At 70.8% G+C, this 12,784-nt stretch carries 9 protein-coding genes; 5 read left to right on the forward strand and 4 right to left on the reverse strand.

All coding sequences use genetic code 11. The features are described 5' to 3' along the window. Position 1: 1 nt before the first annotated feature. Positions 2 to 2,098: an ATP-dependent DNA helicase RecG gene (gene recG / locus D3273_RS16435; protein ID WP_129227977.1), complete on the reverse strand. Its 2,097-nt coding sequence runs from the start codon at positions 2,096 to 2,098 to the stop codon at positions 2 to 4. 199 nt (positions 2,099 to 2,297) lie between these two features. After that, the gene (locus D3273_RS16440; protein WP_245501211.1) at positions 2,298 to 4,436 is read right to left on the reverse strand and encodes a TonB-dependent siderophore receptor; all 2,139 of its coding nucleotides are present in this window, start codon (positions 4,434 to 4,436) and stop codon (positions 2,298 to 2,300) included. Between the two features lie 517 nt (positions 4,437 to 4,953). Between D3273_RS16440 and D3273_RS16445 the strand changes: the two genes are divergently transcribed. Both D3273_RS16445 and mfd read left to right on the forward strand, forming a co-directional pair. After that, entirely contained in the window at positions 4,954 to 5,238 is a 285-nt protein-coding gene (locus D3273_RS16445) for an FAD assembly factor SdhE (RefSeq protein ID WP_129227979.1), read from the forward strand. Between the two features lie 67 nt (positions 5,239 to 5,305). Beyond that, on the forward strand, positions 5,306 to 8,827 hold the full coding sequence (gene mfd, locus D3273_RS16450) for a transcription-repair coupling factor (protein WP_129227991.1): 3,522 nt from the start codon (positions 5,306 to 5,308) through the stop codon (positions 8,825 to 8,827). 32 nt (positions 8,828 to 8,859) lie between these two features. Here the strand turns inward: mfd and D3273_RS16455 are convergent, their stop codons facing one another. Next, a complete protein-coding gene (locus D3273_RS16455) occupies positions 8,860 to 9,069 on the reverse strand; it encodes a hypothetical protein (protein ID WP_129227980.1) in 210 nt (69 codons plus the stop codon). Between the two features lie 224 nt (positions 9,070 to 9,293). On the opposite strand from D3273_RS16455, the gene zwf reads away from it, so the two are divergent. Next, the gene (gene zwf, locus D3273_RS16460) at positions 9,294 to 10,757 is read left to right on the forward strand and encodes a glucose-6-phosphate dehydrogenase (protein ID WP_129227981.1); all 1,464 of its coding nucleotides are present in this window, start codon (positions 9,294 to 9,296) and stop codon (positions 10,755 to 10,757) included. 108 nt (positions 10,758 to 10,865) lie between these two features. Further along, positions 10,866 to 11,042 carry a hypothetical protein gene (locus D3273_RS28305; protein WP_165359525.1) on the forward strand — a complete coding sequence of 59 codons (177 nt, stop codon included), beginning with the start codon at positions 10,866 to 10,868 and terminating at the stop codon, positions 11,040 to 11,042. Positions 11,043 to 11,093: 51 nt separating this feature from the next. Here D3273_RS28305 and D3273_RS16465 read toward each other — a convergent pair whose 3' ends face one another. Beyond that, positions 11,094 to 11,753: a ParA family protein gene (locus D3273_RS16465; protein WP_129227982.1), complete on the reverse strand. Its 660-nt coding sequence runs from the start codon at positions 11,751 to 11,753 to the stop codon at positions 11,094 to 11,096. 335 nt (positions 11,754 to 12,088) lie between these two features. On the opposite strand from D3273_RS16465, the gene D3273_RS16470 reads away from it, so the two are divergent. After that, a partial coding sequence (locus D3273_RS16470; protein ID WP_165359526.1) for a hypothetical protein occupies positions 12,089 to 12,784 on the forward strand: 696 nt, incomplete at its 3' end.

Genomic DNA, 12,784 nt, shown 5'->3' on the forward strand with positions numbered 1-12,784 from the left:
GTCATCCGCCTCCCAGCAACCGCGCGGCCGCGTCGCGCTCGAAGAGGTAGAGCAGGGTCCGCAGCGCCGGGCCCCGCGGCCCCTGCAGCTGCGGGTCGTCGGCCACCAGGCCCGCCGCCTCGTGGCGCGCTTCCTCCAGCAGTTTGCCGTGCACGTCGAGCAGCGCCAGCTTGAAGTCCGGCAGCCCCGATTGCTTGGTGCCGATCAGCTCGCCCTCGCCGCGGAGCCTGAGGTCCGCTTCCGCGATGAGGAAGCCGTCCTCCGTGTCGCGCATCATGTCGATGCGGGCTTCCGCGGTCTTGCCCATCGGCGCCTTGTAGACGAGCAGGCAGAACGACTTGGCGGCGCCGCGCCCGACGCGGCCCCGCAGCTGGTGGAGCTGCGCCAGGCCGAAGCGCTCGGCATGCTCGATCACCATCACGCTGGCCTCGGGCACGTCGACGCCGACCTCGATCACCGTGGTGGCCACCAGCACGCTTGCGCGGCCGGACGCGAAATCCGCCATGGCGGCGTCGCGCTCGGGCGCCTTCATCTGCCCGTGCATCAGCCGCACGCGGTCGCCGAAATACTCCTCCAGCGCGCGAAAGCGGTCCTCGGCGGCGACGAGGTCGGTGTGCTCGCTTTCCGTCACCAGCGGGCACACCCAGTAGACGCGCGCGCCGCCCGCCACCGCCCGGCCCACGGCCGCCACCACCTCCTCCATGGCGTCGGCGGGCTTGGCCAGGGTCACGATCGGCTGGCGCCCCGCGGGCTTCTCGGCCAGGATCGACACGTCCATGTCGCCGAACACCGTCAGCACCAGCGTGCGGGGGATCGGGGTCGCCGTCATCACCAGCAGTTCCGCGGCGCGGCCCTTCTCGGCCAGGGTCAGGCGCTGCGCCACGCCGAAGCGGTGCTGCTCGTCGACGATGACGAGGCCGAGGTCCTTGAACGCCACCGTTTCCGAGAACAGCGCGTGGGTGCCGACGACGAGGTCGATCGTCCCCTCTTCCAGCCCGCGCTGCGTCGCCGCGCGCTCGGACGCCCTGTCGCGCCCCGTCAGCACGGCGACGCGCAGCCCCGCCGCTTCGCCGAGGGGCGCGATGCGGGCGAAGTGCTGGCGTGCCAGGATCTCGGTCGGCGCCATCAGGGCCGCCTGCGTGCCCGCCTCGACGGCCGAGGCCGCCGCCAGCAGCGCCACCACGGTCTTGCCCGAGCCGACGTCGCCCTGCAGCAGCCGCAGCATGCGGCGTGGGCTGGCCATGTCGGCGCGGATCTCGTCGAGCGCCTTGCGCTGGCCGCCGGTGAGGCGGAAGGGCAGGGCGGCCTCGACCTTCGCCGAGATGGCGCCGGTCGGCACGTGCGGCACGCCGTCGTCGACGACCTGCCGGTTGCGCACGAGCGCCAGGGCGAGCTGGCTCGCCAGCAGTTCGTCGTAGGCGAGGCGCTGGCGGGCAGGGGCGTCGGCGGCCACGTCGGCGGGCTTCTTCGGCCGGTGCACGGCCCGCAGCGCGTCGGCGAAGCCCGGCCAGCCGCGCAGGATGCGGCGCGGCTCGTCCTGCCATTCGGGCAGGTCGGGCAGGCGCTCCAGCGCGGCCTCCACGGCCTTGCCGAGCACGCGGGGGAACAGCCCCTCGGTCAACGGGTAGACGGGCTCCACCAGCGGTGTGTTGGCGAAGGCGTCGGCGTCCATCACCCGGTCCGGGTGGACCATCTGCAGCCGCCCGTCCCACAGCTCCAGCCGGCCCGACACGAAGCGGGTGGAGCCCAGCGGCAGCGCCTTCTCGACCCAGGACGCGTTGTTGCGGAAGAACACGAGCGTGCAGTCGCCCGTCTCGTCCTCGATCACGGCCTTGAAGGGCGCGTTGCTCTTGGCGGGCGCGAGGTGCTCGCGCACGCGGCCCTCGACCGTGACGATCGCGTCCCGCGGCGCGTCGCGCAGCTTGGCGCGGGTGGAGCGGTCGATCACCGAGATCGGCAGGTGCAGCACGAGGTCGATCACCCGCGCGGGCCGCGTCGCCGAGCCGAGCAGCCGGTCCAGCGCCGCCGCGACCTTCGGGCCGACGCCGCGCAGCTTGGTGGCCTCGACGAAGAGCGGGTTGAGCTGGTCGGGTCGCATCGGGGCGCCATACCACGGAAAGGCGCCGCGGTCCGGCCCGGGCGACGCCGCCGCTGATGGCGATGTTCGACAGGGTGCCACCTGTTCGGCAGGGCATCGTCGAGCGAAGTGCCGCGTGGTCCCGCCCACGCCCGAGCGGGGGCGGCGGCCGGCGGCCGGCGGCCAGCCGACCAAGATGCCGCTGGACGCCAAAGCGTCGTCAGAAGCGGTAGACGAGGCTGCCGATGACCTGCCGCGGCTCCCCGCGGTAGCAGTAGCCGGTCTGGCACGAGACCACGAAGCGGTCGAACAGGTTGTTGGCGTTGACCTGCGCGTGCAGGCCCGCGAGGCTGCGGTCGAGCTGACCTGCGTCGTAGTCCACCACCGCGTCGAACAGCGTGCTGGCCGTGTTGCGGAACGTGTTCTGGTCGTCGCCGTACGATTCGCCGACGAAGCGCACGCCCCCGCCGAAGCCGAGGCCGGCCAGGACGCTCCCGGGCTGCATCGTGTATTTGGCGAAGACCGAGACGCTGTCGCGCGGGATGCCGGAGAACTGCTTGCCCGTCGTGTCCGCGTCGCCGCGCGTGATCACCGCGTCGAGGTGCGAGTAGGCGGCGGTGAGGTTCAGCCCGTCGACCGGGTTGGTCGTGGCCTCCAACTCCAGGCCCTTCGACTCGACCTGGCCGGTGGCGAGTTGGAAGGTGAGGTTGTCGGGATCGGTGCGCAGCACGTTGTCCTGCGAGATGTCGAACAGGGCGGCGGTGAGCAGCGTGCGGGCGCCGGGGACATCGTATTTGACGCCCACTTCCTTCTGGTCGCCGGTGGTCGGCGCGAAGGTCCGACCGGCGGCGTCGACGCCGAGCTGAGGTGCGAACTCGGTCGCGTAGCTGACGTAGGGCGCGACCCCGTTGGCGAAGAGGTAGGTCAGCGCGGCGCGGCCCGTGAAGGCCGAGTCGCGCGGCCGCTGCACGCCCGATGTCGTGTCGGCGGAGTCCTGTCGGACGATGTCCTCGCGACCGTTCAGCGTGAGCAGGAAGCCGCCGAGACGCGTCTGTTCCTGGACGTAGAGGCCGAGGTCGTCGAGGCTTTGGCGCGTGAGGCGGTCCAACGTCGGGGCGTAGATGGCCTGGGCGCCGTAGTTCGGGTGCACGAGGTCGAGGTCGGGCGCCGTGCCGAAGCCGCGCGCCTCCGTGAAGGATTGATGCGAATAGTCGATGCCGAACAGGCTCGTGCTCGCGACCGGGCCGAGTGCCGCGCGCAGCTCCGCCTGGTTGTCGATCGTGACGATGCCGAAGTTGTCGACGAGCTGGCCGGTGGAGCGCCCGGCGGTGCCGGCGTCGAGATCGACGGTGTCGACCTCCGTGTACTTCAGGTCGGAGTCGACGTGGTAGTAGCGGAAGTTCTGGCGCAACGTCAGCCAGTCGTTCACGCGCTTCTCGAAGGCGTATTCGATGCGGTACTGTTCCTGTGATAAGTTCCCGAAAGCGGGATCGTTGGAATAGATGCGCGTCAGCTTCTCGCGCGCGGTGGGGGCGGTCGCGTCGTTGTAGTAGGACGCGTTGCCGGTGTTGAGGCTCGTCAGGTGCTCTGCCATGACGGTCAGGCTGGTGTCGCCGTCGGGCCGCCACGTCACCGCAGGGGCGATGTAGGTTCGGTCGTCCTTGCCGCCCGGCTGGAACGTGTCGGAGTTCCGCAGCAGGCCGGTGACGCGATAGGAGAACTGGTCGTTGCCGGCGACGGGGCCGCCGAGGTCGAAGTTGACCTGACGCCTGTCGTAGCTGCCGAGCTGGAGCTGGAGTTCGCCGAACGGTGATGCGGGGGGGCGCTTGGTGACGGAATCGACGATGCCGCCGGGCGAACCGAGACCGTAGAGGCCCGAGGCGGGGCCGCGGAGCACGGTGATGCTCTGCAGCCCGTAGGGCTCCGTCTTGGGGATGGAGAAGGTGCCGCCGCCGAGGCGCAGCCCGTCGCGGTAAAGCCCCGTGTAGGTGACGTCGAAGCCGCGGACGAAGAAGCTGTCGAAGCGCGGGTCGTAACCGAAGGCTCCGGTGGTGACGCCCGGCGTGTAGTTCAGGGCTTGGCCGAGCGTCTGGACGTCGCGATCGTTCAGCTCCTGCCGCGTGACCGTGGTGGAGGACTGCGGAACCGCGACCGCGGGCGTGTCGGTCTTGGTGCCGGCCCGCTCGCGCGTGACGACGTAGCCGGTCGTGCCCTCGGGCGTGTCGACCGGTCGGCGCGCGGTGCCCTGAACCTCGATCGTTTCGAGTTCGACCGTTCCATTCGCCGCCTGCGCGAGAGCGGGCTGCCGCAGAGCCACCAAGGAGGAGACCAGCGCCGTCGCTCCGAGCAACGATCTCATCCGCGCCGGTCCCGTCATCGTTCACTCTCCTCAAGCGTGTCGAGGCGCAGCTAACAGGCACAGGTCATCGCGTTCCATCAGTATCGACGAAGAGTCGTAATCTTTGATCGACTTCTAAAATCTGCTATCTATAAACGTAATCATTCCAAAGAGCGGCACCTTGCTTCCCATCGGTCGGCATGAGTTCGGATTTGCGGACTCACACGCGTCGCTGCGGTGTCGCGCGTCTCGACCGAGCCCCGCCTTCCGTGCGGCCGACCCGACCCGGCCGGCCACGCCTCGACGACCGGCGCGTCGTCGGCGGCGTCCCGTGCTCGAAGCCGTACCCCGTCCCAAGCGCCTGGTCGCCGACGGGCCTACGCCATCCTGCTAAGAAGTGCATCGTCGCCCGCCGCCTCCCCCGGTACGGGCGCGCAGGGGCGAGGGCGGCGATGGACCGCGCTGGCACCCCCGCGGCGGCGCCGCTATATACGGCCCGACCGTTTCGCCCTCCGATCCCGCCGGTATACGACCCTCCATGACGACTCACGACGAGGACGCGGTGCGCCGCCGCAAGATCGGCTTCCGGGCCTGGCACCGCGGCACCCGCGAGATGGACCTCATCATGGGCCGCTTCGCCGACGCGATGCTCCCGACGCTGGACGAGGCCGCGCTCGACAGCTTCGAGGCCCTGATGGAGCAGCCCGATCCCGACCTCTACAAGTGGGTGTCGGGCGAAGCGCCGGTGCCGCCCGACGTCGACGCCGCCTTTCTGGCCCGCATCCGCGATTTCCACGCCGCCACCGGTGCCCTGCGTGGCTAAGGCGGTCGCGGGCCGCGTCGTGTCGCCGCCGAAGAACGCCGCCCCGCCAGCCAGGCCGCCGGCGCCGCTGGCCGAGGTGGCCCGCGTCGTCAAGGCGCTGCAGGGCGACACCCACGTCACCCTCGCCCACGTGCCGGACGGCTTCGACGGTTTCGTCGTGGCCGACCTCGCCCGCGCGCTCGCCAAGGGCGCCGAGCGGCCGGCGACGCTGGTCCACGTCGCACGCGAGGGCCAGCGGGCCCAGGCGTTCCGCGACGCGGTCGCCTTCGCGGCGCCCGACATCGAGGTCCTGGAGTTTCCCGCCTGGGACTGCCAGCCCTACGACCGCGCGTCCCCCAACGCCGCCATCGCGGCGCGCCGCATGCTGGTCCTGTCGCGCCTCGCGCGCTCGCGGTCGTCGGCGGACAGGCCGCGCATCCTGTCCACCACCGTCAGCGCCATCCTGCAGCGCGTGCCGCCCCGCGACAGCGTGGCGCGGGAAAGCTTCTCGGCCGCGCCCGGCAATTCCGTGTCGACCGACGACCTCGCCGCCTGGCTGGAGATCAACGGCTTCCTGCGCTCGGACGTCGTGCGCGACACCGGCGAATATGCCGTGCGGGGCGGCATCGTCGACCTGTTCGCGCCCGGCATGCCGGCGCCGGTGCGGCTCGACTTCTTCGGCGCCACGCTGGAATCGATCCGCCCCTTCGACCCCGAAACGCAGCGCTCGACGGGGCAGCTCCGCGCGCTCGACCTCGTGCCGATGAGCGAGGTGCAGCTCACCACGGAATCGATCCGCCGCTTCCGCCAGAACTACGTGTCTACCTTCGGGGCGCCGCACGGCGACCCGCTCTACGCCGCCATCAGCGAGGGCCGCCGCCACCCCGGCATGGAGCACTGGCTGCCGCTGTTCTACCCGAACCTCGGCACGCTGTTCGACTACCTCGGCCATTGCCCGATCGTGCTCGACCCGCTCGACGACCAGGCCGTGACGGAGCGTTTCTCCGTCATCGCCGACCACCACGACGCCCGCGTGGAGGCCCGCAAGCAGCCCGGCGGCGCGAACGGCTTCAAGCCGCTGCCGCCGTCCGCGCTCTACCTCGGCCGCGACGACTGGGCGCTGGAGCTCGACCACGCCCCCGTGGCGCGCGTCACCGACGCCGAGGCGGCGCCCGGCACCGCCGTGTCGGCGGACCTCGGCGGCCGGCCGGGCCGCTCCTTCGCCCCGGAGCGCGCGGAGGAAGGCGCCAACGTGTTCGACGCCGCCGTGTCCCACATCCGCGACCTCGTGGGGCAGGGGCGCCGCGTGATCGTGGCGGGCTGGAGCGAAGGCTCGCGCGACCGGCTGCGCGCCGTGCTGGGCGAGCACGGCCTGAAGAAGACCGAAGCCGTCGCCTCGCTCGGCCAGGCGCTGGCCCTGCCGCAGGCCGCCGTGGCGCTGGCGGTGCTGGGCCTCGAAGCCGGCTTCTCGGCCGGCGACGTCGACCTCGTCGGCGAGCAGGACGTGCTCGGCGACCGCCTGGTGCGCGCCCGCAAGAAGACCCGCCGCGCCGCCGACTTCCTCCAGGAGGTGGCCAGCCTCGCCCCCGGCGACTACGTGGTCCACGTCGACCACGGCATCGGGCGCTTCCTGGGGCTGAAGACCCTCACGGCGGCCGGCGTTCCGCACGACCTCGTCGAGCTGCAATATGCCGGCGAGGGCAATTCACGGCTGTTCCTGCCCGTCGAGAACCTGGAACTGCTGTCGCGCTACGGTTCGGAGGATTCCGAGGCCATCCTCGATCGCCTCGGCGGCGGCGGGTGGCAGAACCGCAAGGCGCGGATGAAGAACCGCATCCGCGAGATCGCCCACGGGCTGATCCGCCTCGCGGCCGAGCGCACCCTGAAGGCCGCCGAAAAGCTGGTACCGCCGGACGGGCTCTACGACGAGTTCTGTGCCCGCTTCCCCTACGACGAGACCGACGACCAGCTGAACTCCATCGAGGCGGTGCTGGGCGACCTGGCGTCCGGCCGGCCGATGGACCGGCTGGTGTGCGGCGACGTCGGCTTCGGCAAGACCGAGGTGGCGCTGCGCGCCGCCTTCGCGGCCGCCATCAACGGCCGGCAGGTCGCCGTGGTGGTGCCCACCACGCTGCTGGCCCGCCAGCACTACAAGACCTTCTCGGAGCGCTTCGCCGGGCTGCCGGTGCAGGTGGGGCAGGTCAGCCGCATGGTGCCGGCCGCCGAACAGAAACGGGTGAAGAACGCCCTCGCCGACGGCACGATGGACATCGTGGTCGGCACCCACGCGGTGCTGGGCAAGGCCATCGGCTTCAAGGACCTCGGCCTCGTCGTGGTCGACGAGGAGCAGCGCTTCGGCGTCGCCCACAAGGAGCGGCTGAAGGACATGCGGGCGGAGGTCCACATCCTGACCCTGTCCGCCACCCCCATCCCCCGCACCCTGCAGCTCGCCATGACGGGGGTGCGCGACCTGTCCATCATCGCGACCCCCCCGGTGGACCGCCTCGCGGTGCGGACCTCCGTGTTCCCCTTCGACGAGCTGATGATCCGCGAAGCGCTGCTGCGCGAGCGCTACCGCGGCGGGCAAAGCTTCTTCGTGTGCCCGCGCATCGAGGACCTGGAGGAGACCGCGGCCTTCCTGGCCCGCTCGGTGCCGGAGGTGAAGTTCGTCGTCGCCCACGGGCAGATGTCGGCGACCGAACTCGAGGAGAAGATGTCGAACTTCTACGAGGGGCACTACGACGTGCTGCTCGCCACCGCCATCGTGGAGGCGGGCCTCGACATCCCGCGCGCCAACACGCTGATCGTCCACCGCGCCGACCTGTTCGGCTTGGCGCAGCTGTACCAGCTCCGCGGCCGCGTCGGCCGCTCGAAGACGCGCGCCTACGCGCTGTTCACCCTGCCGGCCAACCGGCCCCCCACCGCCCAGGCGGAGAAGCGCTTGAAGGTGCTGCAGAGCCTCGACACGCTCGGCGCCGGCTTCGAGCTCGCCAGCCACGACCTCGACATCCGCGGCGCCGGCAACCTGCTCGGCGACGAGCAGTCGGGCCACATCAAGGAGGTCGGGTTCGAACTCTACCAGCAGATGCTGAAGGACGCCATCGAGGCCCTGAAGTCGGGCGACACGGGCGAGCTCGCCGAGGAGGCCTGGTCCCCGGCCATCTCGATCGGCGTGCCGGTGACCATCCCCGAGCATTACGTGCCCGACATCGCGCTGCGCATGAACCTGTACCGCCGCCTGTCCGCGCTGGAGGACGAGGAGGAGATCGAAGCCTTCGGCGCCGAGATGGTGGACCGCTTCGGCGCCATGCCGGACGAGGTGCGCCAGCTCCTCAAGCTGATGGCCGTCAAGGGCCTGTGCCGGCGCGCCAACGTCGAGAAGGTCGATGCCGGCCCGAAGGGCGTCATCGTGGGGTTCCGCGAGAACAAGTTCTCGAACCCCACCGGGCTCGTTCGGCTGATCCAGGACCCGAAATACTACGCCAAGGTCCGGCCCGACATGCGCGTCGCCTTCATCCGCGAGTTCGACCGGCCGGAGGATCGGCTGGAAGGCACGCGCGAGATCCTGCGCCGGCTGGTGGCGATCGGGGACAAGAAGAAGGCGGCCTGAACCTCGTCCGCGGGCGGGCGAAGCGGTCCGGGTCAGATCAGCCCGCGCCGCCTGGCTTCGCGCTTCGCCGCGACGTGGACGTCGGCGGCGACGTCGCCGGGGTCCTTCGGGCCGTGCCCTTCCTCGACCGGGCCGGGCACGAGGTCGCCGGCCTCGACCCGGTAGGTGAAGACGTGGCCGGTGGCGGTGTGGCGCAGGCGCAGGGCCGCGTCCGTCGCGTCAATGACTTCGGTGTTGTCCATGGTGTCCGGGCCGTCGCGGGTTCGTCGTGGTGGCGCGTCAATGTCCGACGCGTGCCGTTGTTGCCCGGCGCGGCCGCGGCGTTGCGGCCGGCGGACGGGTCTGCGCATCCTGGCCCCGTTCGAATCGGCCCGCGCCGCGGTGGCGGCCCGCGTCCGGGATCGAAACCCGGCCTCGTTCCGTTCGGGAACGGAAGGCCCTGTCGCTGGACGGAACTGGAGTGGACATGGCGAAGAAGGTTCTGCGCGGCGTCGGTCCGGCCTACCCGCAGATCGTCGTGCTGTTCGGCGCGACCGGCGACCTCGCGCGGCGCAAGCTGCTGCCCGGCCTGTTCCACCTGGCGAGCGCGGGCTTCATCCCCGGCTGCCGCGTCATCGGCGTGTCGCTCGACGACCTCGACGCCGACGGCTTCCGCGCGCTGGCGCGGGCCGCGCTCGAGCAGTTCTCCACGCGCAAGATCGACGAAGCGCAGTGGAGCATGTTCGCCGAAGCGCTCGACTACGTGTCGCTGTCGGCCGGGCCCGGGGCGCTGCGCGCCACGGTGAAGCACGCCGAGGAAAGCTTCGTGGGCGAAACGCGGCTCGTCCATTACCTCAGCGTGCCGCCCGAGGCGGCGCTGCCGGCGGTCCGCATGCTGGCGGACGCCGACCTCGTCGGCCGCTCGCGCATCATCATGGAGAAGCCCTTCGGCACGGACCTCGAAAGCGCGGTGGCGCTCAACGAAGCCCTGCACGCGATCTTCGCCGAGGACCGCATCTTCCGCATCGACCACTTCCTCGGCAAGGAGCCGGCGCAGAACATCCTGGCGTTCCGCTTCGCCAACGGGCTGTTCGAGCCGATCTGGAACCGCAACTTCATCGACCACGTCCAGATCGACGTGCCCGAAACGCTGGGGTTGAACCAGCGCGCCCGCTTCTACGAGCAGACCGGCGCCTACCGCGACATGGTGGTGACCCACCTGTTCCAGATCCTCGGCTTCATGGCGATGGAGCCGCCGACCTCGCTTGAGCCCGTGCCGATCAGCGAGGAGAAGAACAAGGTGTTCCGCTCCATGCTGCCCATCGACCCGCACGACGTGGTGCGCGGGCAATATGTCGGCTACCGCACGGAAGCGGGGGTGGACCCCGAATCCGAGACCGAAACCTTCATCGCGCTGAAGTGCTGGATCGACAATTGGCGCTGGGCGGGCGTCCCCTTCTTCCTGCGCACCGGCAAGCGCATGGCGGAAGGCAGCCGCATCATCTCCATCGCGTTCCGCGAGCCGCCGAAGAGCATGTTCCCGGCCAATTCCGGCGTCGGCGCCCAGGGCCCCGATCACCTGACCTTCGACCTGGCCGACGCCTCCAAGGTGTCGCTGTCCTTCTACGGCAAGCGCCCGGGCCCCGGCATGCGGCTCGACAAGCTGAGCCTGCAGTTCTCCATGAACGACACCGGCCTGCAGGGCGAGGTGCTGGAAGCCTACGAGCGGCTGATCCTCGACGCCATGCGGGGCGACCACACGCTGTTCACCACGGCCGAGGGGATCGAGCGGCTGTGGGAGATTTCCGAGCCGCTGCTGGAGAATCCACCGCCGGTGAGGCTCTATCAGCCGGGCTCCTGGGGGCCGAAATCCATCCACCAGCTCGTCGCGCCGCACGCGTGGCGCCTCCCTTTCGAGCGGGCCTGGCGGAGCACCACGCCGCCGGCGTGACCGCGCCCGAAGGCGCGCACCCGCGGGGAACTCAGGCGCGCCCGCGCGCCTTTTCGTCCCGACCGCCCCGCGACCGCGGGCCGGGATGAGCGGGGCGGGCGATCATCCATGTGGGCACCGGCAGACCTGTTCAGTCACGCCCTGGACATCTTCCTCGCCCCGCTGAAGCGGATGGTGTCCTTCTTCTACGAGAACCCGATGGTGCTGGCGCTGGCGCTCGTCGGGATCGCGTCGCTGATCACGGTCCTGACGCTGCTGGGCAACGGGCGGGCGAGCCGGGGTTGACGCGCGATCCGGCCCGGCGAGCCGGGTCACGGCCCCTCGGCCGGCGCGGCGTCACGCCGCCTGACGGGTCGCCCGAGCGTGGAAGCGGTCCAGCGCCATGCGGCGGCGGACCGAGTCGCAGAGGCGGCGGATCTCGTCCGCGGCCGGGCCGTGCGGGTCGAGCTCCGTCGGCCCCAACCCCCGCAGGATGGCGTCCTGGTATTCCACCCGCGCCGTGATCATCGGCGTCAGCAGCCCGCCCATGGCTTCGAGCGCGGCGGCGCTGTCCCGGACGCGGCGGCTGGTCTGCAGGCTCGAACACTGGTTCAGCACGAAGGCGCAATCCTTGCCCAGGGCCCGGATGCGCCGCCAAGTCGCCTCGCAGGACCAGATGTCGAAGGCCGTGGGGCGCACCGGCAGGATGATGAGGTCCGCCGCCGCCACCGCGGCGTCGGTCGCGGCGGACAGGCTGGCCGGCGTGTCGATGACGGCGAGGGTGACGCCGCGGTCCCGGAGCGTCGCGAGGACCTCCGCGAGCCGCTCGCTCCCGACGGCGGCGCCCGCCAGGCGACGGTCCGACCTGCCCTTGGCCCAGGTGGCGAGGGAGCGCTGGGGATCCATGTCGACGAGGAAGACCGTTTCGCCCCGGGCCTGCATCTCCACGGCCATCGCGGCCGACAGGGTGCTCTTGCCGGAGCCGCCCTTCTGGGTGAGCAGGGAAATGATGCGCATGGGCGGGGTTCCGGACGGCCGTGGGGACCTCCCCCCGGGCCGGATGCAGTGTCGGGCACAGGGCTGAGCGAATCGTTAACCATGCGGGAGCCTGGGCGGCCACAAGGCCGCGCCGGCGTCGCCTTCGGCGTCCCTTCCCCGTCGGCCGACCGTCGTCGGCCGTGATCCCGCGTCGCGGCCGCTCGAGACCGGGGTGCCGAACCGTCGAAAACGAGTATAGGCGCGGGAGTTCGGCCCGGGGACGCGGCTTCGACCTCGCAATCGAGCTGAACGGGGGCCGTCGGCTCTGACACATCATTAACGTTTTAACCTTATGAAATCCGGAGGACACATTGGTGACGAAAAGCACCGGTCCCGAGGCGCGAAATTCGATGAGATTCAGTAATCTTCGGGTCGCTCGAAAGATCGGCCTCGGTTTCGGTGCGGTCGTCGTCGTCATCGTGGCGAGTGCCGGCAGCCTCTATTTGCAGACCTGCCACCTTCGAGAGATCGAGCGCGTGACCATCGTCTCCAACGCGGCGGTGGACGATGTCGACAAGGCCGGGGCAGCCCTGTTTCGGGCCCAATCGGCGGTGCGCAAGCTGGTGGTGACCGGCAACACGGAAGAGCGGGCCGGATACGACAAGGCTTCGGCGGCGCAAGTGACCCATATCGCCGCCGCTCGCGCGATCCTGGACAAGGACGCGCCGGACCTGCTGCCGCGGCTCGACGCCTACGAGAAGGCCGCAGCCAACTACGTCAACGACTTCCTCCTCACGGAGGCCAACCTCGCCGCCGATCCGGCCACCCGATCCCAGGCCTTGGACATGGTCGCTTCCGCGGCGAGCCGTCCCACGTCGGCCGCCGTGGAGCAGGCCTTCGACGCTCTCCGGGCCGACACGGTCCGCTGGGGCGAGGCCGGGACGGATGCCGGCAATGCCGCGATGGACCGCATGATCGCGGTCGTGGCGCTGAGCGGTGTGGTGTCGACCGTCCTGGCCAGCCTGATGGCGTGGCTGATCTCGCGCGCCATCGCCCGGCCGATCGGGTCC

Origin of the sequence: Lichenibacterium minor (assembly GCF_004137685.1) — a bacterium.
In the GTDB taxonomy this organism is placed as follows: domain Bacteria; phylum Pseudomonadota; class Alphaproteobacteria; order Rhizobiales; family Beijerinckiaceae; genus Lichenihabitans; species Lichenihabitans minor.

Bases quoted from the DNA above. Each gene is read 5' to 3' on its own strand.
- recG (WP_129227977.1), bottom strand. From the start codon at position 2,098: ATGCGACCCGACCAGCTCAACCCGCTCTTCGTCGAGGCCACCAAGCTG.
- D3273_RS16440 (WP_245501211.1), bottom strand. From the start codon at position 4,436: ATGAGATCGTTGCTCGGAGCGACGGCGCTGGTCTCCTCCTTGGTGGCT.
- D3273_RS16445 (WP_129227979.1), top strand. From the start codon at position 4,954: ATGACGACTCACGACGAGGACGCGGTGCGCCGCCGCAAGATCGGCTTC.
- D3273_RS16455 (WP_129227980.1), bottom strand. From the start codon at position 9,069: ATGGACAACACCGAAGTCATTGACGCGACGGACGCGGCCCTGCGCCTG.
- zwf (WP_129227981.1), top strand. From the start codon at position 9,294: ATGGCGAAGAAGGTTCTGCGCGGCGTCGGTCCGGCCTACCCGCAGATC.
- D3273_RS28305 (WP_165359525.1), top strand. From the start codon at position 10,866: ATGTGGGCACCGGCAGACCTGTTCAGTCACGCCCTGGACATCTTCCTC.
- D3273_RS16465 (WP_129227982.1), bottom strand. From the start codon at position 11,753: ATGCGCATCATTTCCCTGCTCACCCAGAAGGGCGGCTCCGGCAAGAGC.